General features: G+C 40.4%; 21 protein-coding genes and 1 pseudogene. 5 read left to right on the top strand and 17 right to left on the bottom strand.

All coding sequences use genetic code 11. The features are described from left to right. Window positions 1-19 precede the first annotated feature (19 nt). From HP568_RS09010 to HP568_RS08990, 5 genes are all read right to left on the bottom strand, one after another. Window positions 20-1,045, bottom strand: a complete 1,026-nt coding sequence (locus HP568_RS09010) for a hypothetical protein (protein WP_173628903.1) — start codon at window positions 1,043-1,045, stop codon at window positions 20-22. Beyond that, complete coding sequence (locus HP568_RS30240) at window positions 1,045-1,365, bottom strand: HNH endonuclease (RefSeq protein ID WP_173628902.1); 321 nt, start codon at window positions 1,363-1,365, stop codon at window positions 1,045-1,047. Before HP568_RS30240 ends, HP568_RS09010 begins: the two co-directional genes overlap by 1 nt. A 419-nt stretch (window positions 1,366-1,784) precedes the next feature. Further along, window positions 1,785-2,255 carry a DUF2716 domain-containing protein gene (locus HP568_RS09000; RefSeq protein ID WP_173628901.1) on the bottom strand — a complete coding sequence of 157 codons (471 nt, stop codon included), beginning with the start codon at window positions 2,253-2,255 and terminating at the stop codon, window positions 1,785-1,787. Window positions 2,256-2,338: 83 nt separating this feature from the next. Then, entirely contained in the window at window positions 2,339-2,908 is a 570-nt protein-coding gene (locus tag HP568_RS08995) for a hypothetical protein (protein ID WP_113732280.1), read from the bottom strand. 30 nt (window positions 2,909-2,938) lie between these two features. Beyond that, on the bottom strand, window positions 2,939-3,802 hold the full coding sequence (locus HP568_RS08990; RefSeq protein ID WP_173628900.1) for a DUF5071 domain-containing protein: 864 nt from the start codon (window positions 3,800-3,802) through the stop codon (window positions 2,939-2,941). 123 nt (window positions 3,803-3,925) lie between these two features. Between HP568_RS08990 and HP568_RS29710 the strand changes: the two genes are divergently transcribed. From HP568_RS29710 to HP568_RS30155, 4 genes and pseudogenes are all read left to right on the top strand, one after another. Further along, on the top strand, window positions 3,926-4,183 hold the full coding sequence (locus tag HP568_RS29710; protein ID WP_254551082.1) for a hypothetical protein: 258 nt from the start codon (window positions 3,926-3,928) through the stop codon (window positions 4,181-4,183). 19 nt (window positions 4,184-4,202) lie between these two features. After that, window positions 4,203-4,466, top strand: a complete 264-nt coding sequence (locus tag HP568_RS30235; protein ID WP_375154929.1) for a hypothetical protein — start codon at window positions 4,203-4,205, stop codon at window positions 4,464-4,466. Window positions 4,467-5,453: 987 nt separating this feature from the next. Further along, a pseudogene (locus HP568_RS30320) lies at window positions 5,454-5,612 on the top strand (hypothetical protein); the annotation flags it as partial. A 206-nt stretch (window positions 5,613-5,818) separates the two neighbouring features. Then, entirely contained in the window at window positions 5,819-6,301 is a 483-nt protein-coding gene (locus HP568_RS30155) for a recombinase family protein (RefSeq protein WP_309142213.1), read from the top strand. A 360-nt stretch (window positions 6,302-6,661) separates the two neighbouring features. Here HP568_RS30155 and HP568_RS08975 read toward each other — a convergent pair whose 3' ends face one another. After that, window positions 6,662-7,288 carry a magnesium chelatase domain-containing protein gene (locus tag HP568_RS08975; protein ID WP_254551081.1) on the bottom strand — a complete coding sequence of 209 codons (627 nt, stop codon included), beginning with the start codon at window positions 7,286-7,288 and terminating at the stop codon, window positions 6,662-6,664. A gap of 158 nt (window positions 7,289-7,446) precedes the next feature. On the opposite strand from HP568_RS08975, the gene HP568_RS08970 reads away from it, so the two are divergent. After that, window positions 7,447-7,755, top strand: coding sequence for a hypothetical protein (locus HP568_RS08970; protein ID WP_173628899.1), 309 nt, complete (start codon window positions 7,447-7,449; stop codon window positions 7,753-7,755). A gap of 100 nt (window positions 7,756-7,855) precedes the next feature. Here HP568_RS08970 and HP568_RS08965 read toward each other — a convergent pair whose 3' ends face one another. From HP568_RS08965 to HP568_RS08915, 11 genes are all read right to left on the bottom strand, one after another. Further along, the gene (locus tag HP568_RS08965; RefSeq protein WP_173628898.1) at window positions 7,856-8,002 is read right to left on the bottom strand and encodes a hypothetical protein; all 147 of its coding nucleotides are present in this window, start codon (window positions 8,000-8,002) and stop codon (window positions 7,856-7,858) included. Window positions 8,003-8,103: 101 nt separating this feature from the next. Beyond that, on the bottom strand, window positions 8,104-8,649 hold the full coding sequence (locus HP568_RS08960) for an RNA 2'-phosphotransferase (RefSeq protein WP_173628897.1): 546 nt from the start codon (window positions 8,647-8,649) through the stop codon (window positions 8,104-8,106). 35 nt (window positions 8,650-8,684) lie between these two features. Beyond that, on the bottom strand, window positions 8,685-8,840 hold the full coding sequence (locus HP568_RS08955; protein ID WP_173628896.1) for a hypothetical protein: 156 nt from the start codon (window positions 8,838-8,840) through the stop codon (window positions 8,685-8,687). Window positions 8,841-8,856: 16 nt separating this feature from the next. Then, window positions 8,857-9,048, bottom strand: coding sequence for a hypothetical protein (locus HP568_RS08950; RefSeq protein WP_007719678.1), 192 nt, complete (start codon window positions 9,046-9,048; stop codon window positions 8,857-8,859). Window positions 9,049-9,152: 104 nt separating this feature from the next. Next, on the bottom strand, window positions 9,153-9,482 hold the full coding sequence (locus HP568_RS08945; RefSeq protein WP_048033559.1) for a low molecular weight protein tyrosine phosphatase family protein: 330 nt from the start codon (window positions 9,480-9,482) through the stop codon (window positions 9,153-9,155). After that, on the bottom strand, window positions 9,479-10,033 hold the full coding sequence (locus HP568_RS08940; RefSeq protein ID WP_173628895.1) for an NADAR family protein: 555 nt from the start codon (window positions 10,031-10,033) through the stop codon (window positions 9,479-9,481). The genes HP568_RS08945 and HP568_RS08940 overlap by 4 nt, the downstream gene beginning before the upstream one ends. A gap of 43 nt (window positions 10,034-10,076) precedes the next feature. Further along, window positions 10,077-10,853: a nucleotidyltransferase domain-containing protein gene (locus HP568_RS08935; protein ID WP_173628894.1), complete on the bottom strand. Its 777-nt coding sequence runs from the start codon at window positions 10,851-10,853 to the stop codon at window positions 10,077-10,079. Window positions 10,854-10,949: 96 nt separating this feature from the next. After that, window positions 10,950-12,794 carry an Ig-like domain-containing protein gene (locus HP568_RS08930; protein WP_048033562.1) on the bottom strand — a complete coding sequence of 615 codons (1,845 nt, stop codon included), beginning with the start codon at window positions 12,792-12,794 and terminating at the stop codon, window positions 10,950-10,952. A gap of 322 nt (window positions 12,795-13,116) precedes the next feature. Then, window positions 13,117-13,494 carry a YraN family protein gene (locus HP568_RS08925; RefSeq protein ID WP_173628893.1) on the bottom strand — a complete coding sequence of 126 codons (378 nt, stop codon included), beginning with the start codon at window positions 13,492-13,494 and terminating at the stop codon, window positions 13,117-13,119. Beyond that, complete coding sequence (locus HP568_RS08920) at window positions 13,494-13,784, bottom strand: EscU/YscU/HrcU family type III secretion system export apparatus switch protein (protein ID WP_048033564.1); 291 nt, start codon at window positions 13,782-13,784, stop codon at window positions 13,494-13,496. The genes HP568_RS08925 and HP568_RS08920 overlap by 1 nt, the downstream gene beginning before the upstream one ends. Beyond that, complete coding sequence (locus HP568_RS08915) at window positions 13,781-15,673, bottom strand: hypothetical protein (protein WP_173628892.1); 1,893 nt, start codon at window positions 15,671-15,673, stop codon at window positions 13,781-13,783. The genes HP568_RS08920 and HP568_RS08915 overlap by 4 nt, the downstream gene beginning before the upstream one ends. Window positions 15,674-15,691: the final 18 nt, after the last annotated feature.

Here is a 15,691-nt window from a genome sequence, read left to right as displayed (position 1 = left end):
TTAAAATGGATTCTAAAATTTAGAGTTCAATTGTTATATTTTCCTTGTTTATTAATACTTTATTATTGTTATGCTTATTCAGTTGATTAACAATCTTATAGTGTTTAGAGGATCTTAAAGCAGATTTGATTTCAAATGTAATCACAATATGATTAGTTCCTTCACTCAAATACTCTGTTATATCTAATTTATTGTTATATTCATATTTGCTTTTAGCATATAAAAACTTTCTTTTACTCTCTTCTATATTTACTAAGTTCGTTTCATTCTCTTTTCCCTCACTAATCTCTAGGAATGTAGTTACGAAATCATCTTTGCTTATTGATTTCTCGATAACAACTTTGTTATTTTTGTCTATTACAAAAACATTGATTGTATTGGGCATTTTATTTTCAAAATACATACTAACTTCAGTAGCTGAGAATTTAATTACTGATTTCCCTTTTACAGAAATATCGTATGTCCCCAATCCAATTATGATAAAACTTAATGCCAGACCAATCCAAGGGAAGATTATGTTTATGAATAGATTCTGATTTGGTAAAAAGCGATTAAAGAATGTTTGGTAAATACTTAACCAATACTTATGGGTTAGGTAAGATGTAAGTATCAGTGCGCCTATTAACACCATACATAATATTACACTGTCTTGATAAATTAGTATTAATACCGTCGCTGTTAAAGTAAGAAGGAAGTGAGTGACGAGCATTCCCACAATGCTTCTAAAGTTTTTGTCAGCTTTTTCTTCATACTCAAGCCGAATCCCTACTTTTTCAAAATTACCAAAGTTAGTGAATTCTGATACACAATAAGAAAAAGCGTGCCATAATAAGAAAGAAATTGAAGACAGTATTAAAGGAAAAAGAATATGTTCTCCTCCTAAAATAAATCCTCTTGTATCATTTATGTAAAGAGATTGATATGACTTACTCAAATAGTCCAATAAGAGTTTGAATAAATAAAAGGTTACACCGATTGAACTAATTACAAGAAGGAGTCTACTATTCCTATCTCCAAATGTGAGTTGTTTCTTATTTTCGATCATTACACTCTCCTTAAAGAATTTTCCTTGCTGCTTACATAATCAGCAATAGAACTATTAACCGTATAAGAATCTAAGCCATAGTGTGCCCTTCTATGACAATTCGGACAAATGGCAGCGACCCACTCCGGATGATCTGGGCCTCCATCGGATAATCTTCGCGTATGGTGTACTTCCAAGAATGGATCCCCTTTTGTGTCTATAAAAGGAGCTTTACTACCATACGCTTCGCATACTCCGTTTGCTCTTTTCAGTAAATACAGCTTTACAGCCCGACTTCTCTCTCGATATTGAACTATACTTTTGCGTAGCTCCCTGTCCATTATTTGTGCTCACTAATGCCTTGCTTATAAGTTCCTCTAATGACAAATCACCTAATTCACTTGCACTAGCTGCCTCACTATTATTAACTACCTCAATTGGCAATAACTCAAACACAATTACTTTCCGATCTTGCCCTTTATCATCTTTATTTCTGTGTACCCTATACAAATCATTTGACTATGTACCTTACAATGGAATCTCCTTGCTAAATAAGGCTGAATGTATACAATTCGGCAAATAGTCCCAATTACCTACAAAATTTCATCGCGTATATCCGACATAAAACGACAAAACCTCCTGATCAGTGATCAAGAGGCATATTAGTAATCTTGTAAAAAGAACGTTGTTAAAAATGGAATCTAACCATCCCGCTAGCTTTGATGTTGTTTTTGATATTCGTACTAATTAGAGTAATACTTTATCTATCACTGCGCACTATCTTCCCAAATATAGTTGGTCTATTGGTTTCAAACTGATGAATAAGTTCTTCTCCAAAAATACTAATTGATTGTTCCCAGGGATGCCCTAAATATCCCCACTTATATTCTTTATTCAAAAAGAAGTAATAATCACCATCTGGGTAAAACCCTATTCTTGCATGGCCATTCTCTAGATGCGGATTGTAGAGGTAAGATTTGTGTTGCCAATCCAGTGCGTAGATATATTCGTCAGACCCTGTTACTGCCCTAAGGTTGGTAATACACTTCTCTTCAAGATCATCGATATCGTCATCCGTATATTCAGTAATATCAAAAGTAACAAAAGGTACCGGTAAACGATAGGAAGGCCAATCACTGCTATGGACACTAGGTTTAAAATTGAAATCCTTATAAAATTTATCCCAAACCAGACCATATTGCTCATACGCCAATGGAATCCAATTGTCCATTTTACATCTTCCCTAGTTTAAGTCTTAATCCATTTCTTAATTCCTGCAAGGCCAAATAATTGCAGTGGCAGCTGATCTTCAACCTATCTTTCCTGAATCTTTTCTTCTAATTTCCGAAGCATTAGTTCCACATTTGTTAGTTCTATCCGATCTTCACTGTCTCTGAAGTCGTCGTACTCGAACATTCCAGTAATTCTGATCTTATCTACTTCTATAAACCTCAATAACCTCTTGGCTTCTTCCCTTAGTAATTCACGTACTCCTTCATTGATAATCAGCGTTCCATTAGAACCATTTAATAATGCAAAAGACAAACCTAAGAATCTCAAGAAACTATATCCATCGCAATATTCCTCGTAAATGTTATCTAATACTTTATCTAAATCATTGGTATCACTAGCTACTATTTCTAGTTCTTCTTTGATTCTTCGGTACTCAAGATCTCCAAAAGGTATTTCCGGCGTTAACAAATGCACTAAGTCTAGATCAATATATTTCCCCTTGAAATCTAAGCTGATAAGCTCCAGATAGAAGACATGCCCATAATGCTCTTCAATCTCTGGAGTCACATAGACCCATTGCTCGAAGTCCTTTATGCTTAGTTTCTTTTTTAAAACCTCGCTAAATTTTATCTGAATATCGATAAGATTCATTTGCTGAGCCCACCTTTCCAGCTCAATTTATTACAGCAGACGATGCTGTATTAGGATCTCACTAGCAATCACATCAATTTCCTCTTCTGATTGCCTGTTTGAAAGGATTATAAGCTCATCTTTTAACTCAAGAATCAATTCTGTAGGCCAATGTTTCACCAGTCTTATCAATATCCAATAAATCCACAATTCATCATTGCCGAATAAAACCGGTCTTAAATGAGGAATGACCATCTCCCTCATTTCAACCAGTATTTTTGCGATTACTTCAGCACCCGGCCAGTTCATATCTTGTAACCACATTAGAAGACTTGGTATATGCCCTTTTAAACGTTGATGCTCTATGCTAGATAATACTACTGCGGCATTATCCCAATATGATTTATCGAAAGGTTGTATTAACATGTCCAAATATTCTTCTGAAGCATGTTTTAGTTTTTCGATTGCATCATTTTGAAGTATTTCGGGAGTATCCAAGTGCAGGAATTGAATAAGCTGTTTTATACTCTCTGCTTCATTTTTATATGATGGTAGTTTCTCATTTTCAATGTTATCTGTTAACAATCCAAATTTTTGTTCATTACACCATATCGGTTTAGAAAATGTGATCACCTTCATTTCCTCACTTGAGGGAGTATTTTCTAGTTTAACCGTATAGAACAGCTCATTTATTTCTAAATTTGATTTCTCCTGTGATTCACCTATCGCTTGATATATTTCTCCACTGATTCTAATACTGCCGTCTTCATTGTTTCTCCAACGAAAAGTCTCTAACTCACATAACTCATAGTGAAAGAATGCAATCCATCCCGTTCCATCTGGTAAGAAAACAATCTCTATGTCTTCCTGAGCACCCGGTCCATACATCACATCGATTGACCATTTCCCAATCATCATATATTTCTCCTCCAATTGGTTATCCATCCAGAAATTATATAATTTATTGTACTAGTAAGAAGACTGAACACATGGTAGGATCACGAAAAAAGAACTAATGTTCCTATTTGAGGTTATTAGATGGACTTATCTTACACTACTCCCCCACTTGAAACCTGGATAAGTCAATTTTACAAACAGCTAGGAATATACGTACCTGAAGAATTAGATGAGCAACGTATTGCAAGATCACTAGGTATCTATCTCTTTTACAAAGAGCTCCCATCAATGGCATATGAATTTGGCCGCTTCAAAAGTATTACGATAGACGATAGACAAAAGACTCTCTTCACTTATACAGAGGGAGCATTTTTATCATTAGCTATGCCATATCCTTAGGCATGCTGGTCGTCAAATTATGATGCCAGCTGCATTCCGTGAGCTACAGGAATGGGAAGCCAGGAATTTTACGAGGTATGCAGCTTTACCGCTACACATGCTTCAGAGTTATGAGTTTAAACTGCCAGAGATCGTCGAAGTACTCTCCGAGAAATTTAACGTCTCTTCAGATCTGTGTAATGAAAGAATAGAAAAGATAAGGAATAAATTGTATACAAAAATACCTATGCAACTAATTTTTACTAGGAAATCTTTCCTGTTTCTTGCCTTTCATTTATACTAATTAGAAATTCAAATCATGATTGGACTGAAATGCTATTGAGTGAAATCAAAAAGGACCTCTATATTTTAAAAATACAACTATTTAAACTGTTCTATAGTAGATATTTTATCTTTTCATTTTTACTATTTTATTCTTTCTTACCACTAATGATCACTTTGGAAGTTTTCATATATGCCTTTATTTTATACTTCTGTATTTTATCAACTTTGATCTTTTATAAATGTGCTACTTTGTCTACACTTTCTCTTTCTTTAAGAGTTAGCATCCAAGTTTGTGCGCTAGTCTTCTATTGGGGAGCTTTACTATTACTTTATTCACTTCTTAGCATGTTTTTTTTCGGTGAAAACACTACACTAAAACTATCTTTTATGGTTATAAGTCTAGTGCTCCCACTTGTATTCGCTCTTAATGCCTTAATTGAGTCTATGTACGAAATCATTGATAGTCTAAATAAAATAAAAGTAACAGATTTTAAAAAGACTTTTACTATTACGATCATCTTTATAGTTCTGGTTGTTCTTTTAACTGACATTGTATTTTCAATAATATATTCATCTGTCATATTGTTAGGTGACGTTTTCGGTTATTTAACTAATAAGCCAAATTTCACCGAGATCAAAAAAACTTTTAATACTAAGACGATTGAAGCATTTTATAACATCTTTTATTTTACCTTTTCAATTCATTATGCCATTCCTTTTACAGGTGACTCCATTTTTACTAAGCTTCAGGAACTTGTTAACAAAAGCTCTGTTCTAAGTATAATCCAAATAGTACATGTACTGTTTGCTAAAGCTATTGACTTACTAATACTTGGTTTGGTTGCAAATAAGTTTTTTAATTTCTCGAAAAAGAAGAAAAGAATTCGTAATTACATTCGTCCATAACAGACTTTCTTTATTTAAGAACCAGAACATACACTCTTGTATTTGAACTTTATTTTATTCTAAGGTGGGATATCAAAGATGAGACTCGCTATATACACGTGTAAGTTCTGACGATCAAGCTGAACGAGGTACTATTGAAAATCAGCTAGAATTTGCTCGTAAGTATGCAGATCTCCATCAGTTAGAAATCGTTAAGTGGTACAAGGATGACCCGAGTTACTGGAACCAATCCACTAGATGCTCTTCCAGCAGGCCGTGAACTGTTACAAGATACTAAGAACGGAATTATCGATCTCCTTCTTATTTACCGGTTAGACCGACTTGGACGATCCGCTAGAAACATCCCCGTTCACGAGCTAGAAAGTGACGGTGTGAAGAATCTGTTCTATGACGGAGCCTTTCGACACAGGAGATCCCTCTGGACGCTTCCTCCTAACTATTCTAGCAGGAGTGCTGACTTGGAACGTGGGACATTCTGGAACGTCTATGGTCGGTGCAAACCGCGCTGCGCGATCCGGGAAATGGCTAGGAGGTATTGTCCCCTACGGTTATCGAGTGGACAGTGAAGGCTATCTAGAGATTTGTGAAGAGCTACTCCCCTATTCAGACATGACAGAGGCAGGAGTTGTTAGGCTAATCTTTCACATGCTTGCTAACCAAGGCCATTCTTGCATTAAAGTATCTGACTACCTAAATGCATTTGGTGTCTCTACGGCTTACGCAAAAGATGATCGGAAAGTTACTCGAGGGAAACGAAAAGAGAATACTGCGGGCATCTGGCGCCCCTCAAGAATACGTGGGATCATTACGAATACCTCTTACAAGGGAGTACATTTCTATGGAAAACGGAGCACACGAAAGCGCGATATCATCGAACGTGAAGTTCCAGCCATCGTTGATGTAGAAACGTGGGAAAAATGCAGAAAATCCTTCGAAGCAACCAAATAGAAGCAATGCGTAATACAAAGAATCAATATTTACTACGTAGCTTACTAAAATGTCAGTGCTGCGGATTAAGTACGTGGGGGTTCATTATCCTGGGAGTAAACGAGCTTTGAAAGGATTCTATGTCTGTACCGGTAAACAAGCATATAAGGGTCCAATGCAAGGGAAATGTACATCAAAGAATCAGCCGCAAGATTAGATCGAGAACCTTGTGTGGAGAGATTGCTTGGCCTTTATTAATCAGCCAGGGGAAGCCCTTCAGGGGATTGCTTCAGCTAGGGAAGTAAAGCAGACTGAGAAGGTCGATTTGGAGTCCGAAATGGCACTTATTCAAAAGAGCGACGATGATAAAGATGTAGAACGTCAAAGTATCCTGGACCTCTTCCGTAAAAGCATCATCACTTTTACCGATTTAGAGAAACAGATCCAAAAAATCAATCTAGAGAAAGAGCTCCTCGAGCAACGCATAAAAGAAATACGGACAAGTCCTTCTTTCCAATAGTTCACGGCCTCTTCCAGATTGCTCGCTGGCAATACGGTAATGTCGACGAGCCGTGCTTCCGCTGCATTTTGTTCGGGGAGAATCACGTGGGTAAATCCTGCATTTTTGGCTTCTAGTAAGATGGGGAGTACACCCGTTACAGGGCGAAGGGAACCGTCTAATGCCAACTCTCCTAGAACGAGAATCCGTTCCTGCCTGGGTAGCATTTGTTTAGAGGCGAGTAAAATTCCAAACGCATTAGCAAGGTCGAAACCAGAACCTTCCTTGCGCTGGTCTGCTGGTGGCAGGTTGACGGTGATCCGCTGCATTGGGTAATCGTAGCCTGCATTTCTCAAGGCAGCACGGACACGATCTCTCGCCTCTTTTACTGCTGAACCGCCAAGTCCAACCAAATCGAATTGAGGCAAGCCATTTGCTATGTCTGTTTCTACAGTGACTACCATTCCATCTATGCCGAGTACAGTGCCTGAATAGCTGCATGCGTACATGTCCTCTCCCCCTCTGGTTATAGGGGAGGAAAAGATAGAGGGGGTGGGCAAGTAAGAATTTCACTCTCCCCAAACAACTACCACTCCTCCACACATTTATGGAAAACTTTCACTCCAACAGGTATACTGCAAATAAACAGGTAAGGAGTTGGTTCTATTTGATTTTTACTGTTGATCGCCATCAAATTTCTATTCACTACGAACATGCTGAACCTGTTCAGATCGACTGGGACGAAATATACAGTGTTTCTTACTATAAGATCGATTGCATTGAGTACGAAATGGGGTACCTCGTTTTTGACTTGGTATACAGTGAGTTTATTGAGATTAGTGATAGTGATCAAGATTGGGAAAAAATCGTAAATGATCTCGAAAAATTCTTACCCTCGCAAACAAGCGATTGGAGACATTTTTTACGTAATTGGTCGATCGACGATGGCATTCTTTATCTTTATGAAAAAGCGTAAGAACGAAGGTGAACTGGACTTCATCACTTTATCTGACGATTTAAAACGGGTATTATTGCTGTTGTGACAACTGCGCACTCGTGCTCTTTCACCCTTCACCTCACTGCTTTCTCTTCAATTCATGCAACAGTTCAATGATTCGTTGGTTTTGATCCACCTTCGTTACGATGTTCTGGTTCAGCTTCCGAATCGCGTCGTAGATTGCAAAAAGTCCTGTCAATAGTAGAAAAGCAAACAACCATTCCATGTCGCTTTTACCTCCTTATGATGAACGTTGATATAAAAAAGACCCGCGATCGAATGCGAGTCTTTTCTCGTGCTGTATTGATTCTTCTTGAGCAGATCGAGCTACTTCTGATAGACAGAGATGTATTCTTTTTTCACCTGATCTGCTAACCAAACGAGCTCATTTCCATGGTAAAACTTCACACCATCTTGCCAAGCTTGCCTCGCATCAATTCGCAAAAGTACGGGATGTTCGTCTCGTCTTTTCCCAACCTGCTGTGCTGTTTGGACGTCTTCAGACAGATGCACATACTGTCTTCCTTTTGGAACAAGCCCGCTAGCCAAAATAGAATCGAGGAATCTTTGCGGTGTGCCATGAAAAAGGTACGCAGGCGGTTCTTTTTCTTCCTTCTGGATCTTTTGCGGCACTGAATGTCCATAGAGGGCGCGAATTTTTCCTTGATTGATCTCATGGCGCTTTTTTTCTGATGATGCAATCATCGTATGTAAATCTTCTTCGGTAACCGCTCGCCACTTGCGCTGTTCATGAAGTGACAAAAGCAATTGCTTGATAGGTACCCATCCTTGTTCGTCTAATTCAAGCTCGTATTCATGGGGTGCATGACGAAGCGCATAGGACAATTCTTTACTCAATTTTTGATAAGCCATACACTAATCTCCCAGTACAGATCAAAGCCACTTCCTTACGCCAAAAAGTAACCGAGACTCACGATTGCAGCAATAAATAGGTGAACGATGAAATTCCCTGTTAGTCGAACCCAGAGCTGTTGGCTTTTCATCGTCCAAAATCCATAGAGGAGGGCAACGACCAGGTAAACTAGAACATAAACGAAAAACACAGGACTGCTCTCCTCTTTAGGACATTTCTTTTTTTATGTTAGCAATTAGCTTGTCAGCATTGTTTTCATCGTTATCAAACATAACCAGGTCTTGCAAAGCAATCCCTTCCACGGATTGAATTGCTGTGGACATAGAATCGGCCAGTTGCTGCATATCAGCTTTGTCTGCTACTTCAACATCTAGAACCAGTACAAGTTTTTTCTTCATGGTGAAAATCCTCGCTTTACGATAAGAATAGATAGTGCGATCGAGCCATATCATCCCCATTATACATAATAATCCGGTATACATCGACAACGGGTACTAACAGCTTAATCCAAAATCTCTATATATGCGGAAACACTTGATTTTAATATCTCGATCAGCTCCTCATCCATATACATGTATTCATCAGGGATACCCAAGCAAATGATCCTTTTATCCATCAGTTCTGAGCTAAACTTTTCCTGTAACCGCCTTATATGTTTTTTCTCCATACAAAAAATGAGATCAGCCCAGCGGATAAGACCACTTGTTACTTTGATACGCGCTCCGGTTTCAGTACCTGCTGAACTTACTTCATAGTCATTGATCCCATGAAAAATTTTTTCTGCCGTCAAGCTTCTCCATTTATTTCTGCTGCAAATGAACAGTAGCTTCATTCTTCCTCCTCATCCAAATCTTCAAACTGCCATTCCTTTGGTACCGGGAAATAAGCGTCATACTCTTTCCTGGCATCCTCGCTCATTTCCTCTAGCCATGGCCAATAATGCATGACATAGTCCTCTCCAAAACCCATCCGCCAAAACAAACTGTAAGGATGTTCTTCCGGAAAGACAATCCATGGCGGCAAATAGAAATGTGGTTGATACTCTTCTAAGCTTTCACGTATTTCCATCCACGATTTCCCAAGTAAATTTTGACCGTTACTCGTACGATCGATTAAGACTGCATCTCCAGTAGAGAGCAGAATTTCACGAATGATAGGGCACTGTTCTACTTTTGCTTGCAATGCCTTGCGTATGATCTCTTCTTCATGGACAGTTCCTGAAACTTTCTTGGCCTGCAAATAGTGTTCCGCGGTTGTCCATCGTTCCCCCTCCAATTCTATTGGATGACTGGAGAAATTGGAGAAACAGCCGTAAGGTTTAGTTGGTTGATCAAAGTGAATTTCGAGGGGGTGCTGTATATGTTTTCGGATATGATCCTGCATGAATACTTATACCTCCCAATCTAGCGTAACGTTTCCATCATGACTAACTGACAATCCACGCCTTCTGCAAATACTTCCGAAATATCTCATCCAGCTTGTCGGTTGGGTCTTCCAGATCACTTGCATATTGGCTAGTCAGTACAGTCAGACGCTCAATTTGTTCCTCAATAAAATGGTGAAGCTCTTCGATTCTTGGCTCCAAGTTCAACTCATCCCCAGCTATTTTTCTTTGAAGTAGCTCAGAAATTTTCCCTTTTAACGTAGAATCAGTTACCAGTTCTGTAACTAACCGATCAAATCCAATGGGAGGATTCGTTTGATACGTTTCGATCCAGATGCATGCGAGGATCGGGCGTAATACATAAAAGTACTTTTTGATTTTGACATGCTCGCCTTGCAGATAGTCGCGAAAATTTCCTTTTGCCATACTGAGATAATGATGCAAGGAAGCTTTTGGGGAAAATACCTCCTCTTGCAGCCTTACCAGCTCATCTCGAAAGCCTAGCGCATCAAGATAAACCATCTCTGACACAAGCCATTCTTGTAGAGGGGGATTCGATTTTCGATATAGCTTGAGAGCTTTTCGGATATCCCAGCCGTTTATATCTAAGAGATCATTGATCGGTACTTCCACCACATCCCGTTTGTCATCAATGGACAAATACCATTCGGGTTTCTTCACATAAACAAAACGTACATCATAATCGCTATCTTTTGACGGAAATCCCCATGCCCGGCTTCCTGATTCAACAGCGAACAATATTTTCAAGTCATGCTCTTGCTCGATTTCTTTTAACTTTTCCAAGATGATCTTACGCAAGGTTCATTCCTCCTTCACAACAAAGTACAGGATTTACTTACACTTTGAAAAAAACTCGCTGAACCAATTAAGATTCAGCGAGCTTTTTGTTCTATCTTATTTTACGGTAACTTCAATTTCCACTGTATAGCCTTTGTATTTTGCTGTAATAGTGGCCTTACCTTTCTTTTTCCCTTTTACAGTACCATTGTCTGATACGGTGGCTACGGAAGTCTTCGAGGACTTCCATGTAGCTTTGGAACCACTGATATCATCGCCATCATATGTGAGCTTGATCTTTTCGGAGTCACCTTTTTTGACCGTAATGGTATCGTCATCTGCCTCCAGCTTGCCTGAACCTGATCCGTCAACTTTTACTTCAATCTCCACTTTTTCGCCTTTATACGTAGCGGTAATCGTTGCCGTACCTTTTCCTTTGGCAGTAATCGTACCACTGCTGCTGACAGTCGCTACAGAAGTTTTAGAGGATTTCCATGATGCTTTAGAGCCACTGATGATGTCGCCATCATACTTCAATACAACGATTTCTCTGTCACCTTTATCCAACGTAATGCTGGTATCATCAGCTTCCAGTAATGAGGAGGAACCATCAACAGTAACATCAATATCTACTGTTTCGCCTCTATAACTAGCTGTAATCGTTGCCTTACCTTTACCTGTCGCTGTAATAGTACCGCTGCTGCTGACAGTTGCTACTGAAGATTTAGAAGTTTTCCAGGTTGCTTGGGAATTACTGATCACAGCACCATCGTAAGTCAAAATAATGATTTCACGATTTCCTCTCTTCATGGAGAGTTTCGTGTCGTCCGCTACCAGCTTACCTGAAGTATTTGCATCAACTTTTACTTGAATCTCTACCTTGTGACCTTTGTATTCAGCTGTAATGTAAGCAGTTCCTTTACCTCTAGCTGTTACAACCCCGTCACTTACAGTTGCGACAGACGAATTGGATGTTTTCCAAGTTGCTTTGGAACCCGACAATCTTTCATCGTCATATCTTAACTGAACAGTTTCTCTTTGTCCGTCTTTCAAGGAAATACTGGTATCATCCGCTTCCAGTCTACCTGAGTCATCTGTATCGACATAGACCTCAATTTCTACCTCGTCGCCTTTGTATTTGGCTGTAATCGTAGCTGTACCTTTGGCTCTAGCAGTAACAACCCCATCATCACTGACTCTTGCTACGGAAGTATCCGACGATTTCCAAGTTGCTTTGGAACCAGACAGTTTATCATCGTCATAAGTCAATTTGATTGTTTCTTTATCGCCTTTTTCCATCTTAAGTTTTGAGGCGTCTGCTTCTAACTTCCCATCTGAGTTGCTTTGACCTACATTTACTTGAATTTCTACTTTTTGGCCTCTATATTCCGCAGTAATAATTGTGCTTCCAGAAGATACACCCTTTACTTCACCATCATCCACGGTAGCAATAGATTTATCCTCCGTACTCCAATCTGCCTTAGATCCAGCTAAAGTCTTATCAGCATATTTCAAACTAATTGTCGATTTCTTACCTTTTTTAATATTGATTTCAGAACGATTTGCTTCTAAAATCTCAGCTTTTGAAACGGTGACTCTGATTGTTACTTTATCTCCATTATATCTTGCTGTAACAATAGTCGATCCTGCCTTCTTTCCTGTCACGACTCCATTGTTAACAGTTGCGATACTAGAAGTGCCTACTTCCCAGTCAACCAGTCCATTATCAATGGAGCTGCCATTATACGTAAGGCGAATGGTTTCTTTTGAACCTACGGAGACATTCATTGCACCAGAGTCGGCTTTCAGGCCAGAAGTGCTTGCTACAACGCTATAGGCTTGTAAAGGTTGTGGTGTCGTAACTTGTGCAGAAGCGATCCCTGTAACTGAAAACTGAACAGTACAAATAGTTGCAACTGCTAAGGAGACGTTTTTCATTAAGTTGCTTTTGATCTTTTTCATGTTTTTACCTCCAAATTATTTCCTATACTTTTATTGACGTATGAGATGGAAAAATGTCACACCAAATATGCTGTTTTTTTGAAAAACATTTGTCTTTTTTTCTAACAAATGTTTGCAAGCCAATTTCAAAAGCAAAAATGATACTAGTCATGGGCTTGTCTGCGCCTCATCCAAAAAAATGCTTCCCAGCTTTTGAGCCGGAAAGCGGATATTGATGCTTGGAGGAGTTTCATCGCGTCGAGTACAGTACATAGTACGCTGGCTCTGCGACTGATGCTGTAGACGTATCCCCAATATATCCGTAGTCGAGAGCCCGTTTTTCCTAAAAAGCACTCTCATAATGCTCAATGACTGGCTTCATGATGTCTCCACCTTGCGTTGATGTCCCTGTGTAAATCGCGATGACATCAAAACGAAAGGCAGGGATTGCCCGTGAGCTTTTTTGCAAGTATTCGACGGCAAGCTCGCGCAGCTTCTGTTTCTTCTTCCAAGTAATGGACTCGCCCGCTGTTCCAAAAAATTGGCTGCTCCTCGTTCGAACCTCAATGAAAACCAAGCAATTTCCGTCTAGAGCAATTAAATCCATTTCCCCACGTTTTGTTCGAACATTTCGATCGACAATGCGGAAACCCTTGATCACTAAATAGCTTTCAGCAAGCTGTTCTCCTCTTTGACCAAGAAGACGGCGGCGATCACTCATTATTTGGTTCCTCCGCCTTTATCGATACGATAGACAAAAGCAAGGATCTCTGCCACAACTTGATACAGCTCCGGAGGAATTTGTTGATCCAAATCCAGCTTGCCCAACACCTCTACAAGCGACGGGTCCTCTTGTACCGGTATATCATGCTCCTTTGCGGTCTTCAGTATATTGTCAGCTACGTACCCCTTGCCTTTTGCCACAACCTTTGGCGCTTCCATGATACCCGCCTGGTATTTTAGCGCAACTGCCTGTTTGCGTTTTTGCTCTGAAGAGGATGGCGGCTTCATACGCGAAGGTCAACCCCTTTATAGTCAGCCAGGATGGGGCTTCTGGTTTGGATCGGACTTGTCGACTTCCCGCGATCGGCCGGGACTTGCTGGACCCGCATAGCGGATAGATGGTAACCAACATCCTGTAATTGGTCAGCAAAACGATCCTTGGAGCCTTGAATGAGTGCCTCCACCCATGGTGTATCGTTAAAAATTTGCAAGTTAACAATTCGATTAACGATACTGACATCAATCATAGTTGTCCCCATACTTTGGAGTTCCAAATGAAAGAAAAGACGACAGTTCTCCGGATCAAGCTGTCCAGAGCCTTTCTTTTTCGACTCAATTTGGACAAAAGCCGTCTCATCCCCATCTGCTTGGTGAATGGGAATTTGCATAACGATTTGAGACAAAGCTTGGTTAGAGGGCTGTACCATCATCAACTGTTGTCCGGTCACTTGTTGCAGCAGTTGATCTGCCGCTTCACGCAAGGCGGTTGGAAGTGTCTGAGCTGACGCTTGACTGATTTGCAACAAGAGGGATTTGACTGTATCCATCTGCTTTAATGAGTGCGAATCGATTGCCCCCTGTGAAAATGCCTGTCCCATCAATTCTCTCTCGTGAGTTACGCCTAAATGACGAAACAATTCAGCAATCGGGTTAGCAGTTGTAGCTCCATTCGCTGCACCAGATGCTTGAGACATCATTTGTGGAATAACTTTTTGCCCCGCCTCTGTCACTACGGCCCTTTGCTCTGCCACCTGCTTGTTTTGGATCGGCTCCTGATTCGTCTGTGTTGACTGAGGAATAGGTAATGGCTCGTTTCGAGCAACTTTTGACTCGACGGTTGGATCACTGGTTAGGTTAGGTAGCAACTGATTACTCTTTCCGATCATGGCGTTTTGCTGCGATTCCACCTGCTTACCGGTAGTGTTTGGTACAAGTACTGTCTCAGTGGAAACTGTTGACGAAACCGCTTGTGATGGCGATGGAATGTTACTGGAAGCCTGCGTTAATGGTTGGGGCGATGTCTGCACTTGCGATGTAGGCTGACCGCTCTGCGAAGACAGCGGCTGTGTCTGGCTTCCTCCAGTCGCGTTCTGCGAAGCACCTTGATTGTGCTGATTGCCTTGTGGCATTTGTTTGACTGCCAGTCCCTCATCTGTAGCATCGTTCCCCGCGATAAGTAAGGAGAGTCCCGTCAACTTATCTTTTAACTGACTAACAAGCTGTTTGACATCTCCTGTTGTTGCATTAGCTTGTCCGGGGACTTGCTGTGATTGGCTTTGCGACATTTGACCTGTCGTGTGTGAAGGCTGGCCCTCTCCCTCTAAAAAAAGCGAGGCTTGCTGAAGCAGGTTTTGTATGAGCTGACCCATTGGCTTGTCTGATAAAAAGGCTTTTAGCCCTCCGATTGTATCGGGAGTCAGTGGCAAACTTCGTTTCATGGCAGTCATGAATGCCTCAATAGTGGCATTGTCTACGCCTAATCGCCCAGCAACGGCTGAAAAAGCTTGTATGGTTTCTTTATTCACAGGAAGATTGGCACCAAGCAGAGCTTGCACGATCGCTTTGTTCTCTTTTGTATCGGCAATCCCTAGTGAACGCATTAGCCCTTCTAGAGATGCTTCTTTGCCAGCTCCTTCCCCGACGCTTTCCAAAACCTTCAAAGTGACGACACCTGTTGATGGTTGGACTTGCAACCAAGCTTTTTGGCCCGGTTCCAAACTTGCTTCCATTTTAGCCTGAACCTGCATTCCCCCGACTTGTACGAGCGCCATATTGTCCGGGTAATGCTTGATTACCGTGCCTTTAAACACTTGTCCGGGAGTAAGCTCAACCGGCTTCGGAGCGGATATGGGTGCTTTTTGCACGAATGATTGAATAAGTTGCGACGGGGAAAACATGCAGATCCTCCTCCTGTA

The organism is Brevibacillus sp. MS2.2 (genome assembly GCF_013284345.1).
In the GTDB taxonomy this organism is placed as follows: Bacteria; Bacillota; Bacilli; order Brevibacillales; family Brevibacillaceae; genus Brevibacillus; species Brevibacillus brevis_C.
The sequence above is the reverse complement of the archived record's forward strand: the minus strand, read 5'-3'. Positions and strand labels throughout refer to the sequence as shown.